The 1,128-nt window shown below is 64.4% G+C and carries 2 protein-coding genes; both read left to right on the top strand.

What is annotated here, in order from left to right; genetic code table 11:
* The first annotated feature begins 88 nt into the window (after nt 1–88).
* Nucleotides 89–376, top strand: a complete 288-nt coding sequence (locus ACWDNU_RS46580) for a Shedu anti-phage system protein SduA domain-containing protein (protein WP_449673543.1) — start codon at nt 89–91, stop codon at nt 374–376.
* Between the two features lie 122 nt (nt 377–498).
* A partial coding sequence (locus ACWDNU_RS46575; RefSeq protein WP_449673542.1) for an ATP-binding protein occupies nt 499–1,128 on the top strand: 630 nt, incomplete at its 3' end.

The raw sequence follows: 1,128 nt of genomic DNA, 5'->3' as shown, positions 1-1,128 counted from the left end.
GCCGAATTGGTCACCTCGCGCAAGGAGGGGCGGGAGAAGCGGCATTTCCTGAACCCGATCCCGATCCGTCTCGGGAGCGGTTGCCCAGGTGCAGTCGACGGTTCACCTCGCCACGAAGACGATCCACGACCAACTGCAATCGAAAGACGCCGAGGGCTTCTATGTCCCGGACGACTGGACCTACATGCTGCGGCCGCGCTCCTACGTGGTGGTCGGGCAGCTGGGTCAGTTCCTCGCCCCGTCCGGGGGGCACCACGAGCAGAAGATCCGATCGTTCGAGCTGTACCGCCGCGACCTGACATCGCCCGAAGTCGTCACCTTCGACGAACTACTCGCCAAAGCCGAATGGATGGTGTCGACCCCGTTCGCGGGCTAGTCGCGAACCTGCCCTGGCTGGGGCATGCCGCCCCTGCGTGTCGCGTGTAACGGTCACTACGCCGGCACTGATCAAACCCCGGACAGTTCTACGACTATTGGTGCTGGTGATGCGGGGTGACGATGACGGCCGACTGGCAGTTCGATGTGCCGACGACGGGGCGGAAGTACCTACCGCCGGACGCTCGATACATGGAGGCGCTGACCAGTCAGGGCTACGGGTTCGAAGCCGCGGTCGCGGATCTGGTGGACAACTCGATCGACGCGGGCGCCAGAGATGTCGTGATCCACTTCCTTCGGGACGGGGACGACCTGCTGAGCCTGCTCATCATCGACGACGGCTGTGGCATGACCGAGGACGAGCTCGACGTCGCGATGACCGTCGGTGGCCGACGTGATTACGCCGAGAACGCGCTCGGTATGTTCGGCACCGGTCTCAAATCCGCGTCGCTGAGCCAGGCTTCGGCGGTCACGGTGGTCAGTCGGACCAAGAAGACCCGACCGGCGGGTCTGCAGTGGGCGATGGAGCGGGCGCGGGACGGATTCCAATGCGACATCGTCGATCCGCACTACGCCCAGACACTGATCGACAGGTACCACCGGTGCCCGATCGAGTGGCACGGCACTGTCGTGCGATGGGACGGCGTGAAGGACTTTCCGCGCAACGTCGGTAGCGCCCAGACCGGCCGCTATCTCGATCGGATGATCAACCGACTCGGTGCCCATCTCGGGTTGCAGCTGCATCGTTTCCTC

Source organism: Amycolatopsis sp. NPDC003676 (genome assembly GCF_053587275.1).
Note: the sequence above shows the minus strand (reverse complement) of the source record. Positions and strands in the feature narration are given on the sequence as shown.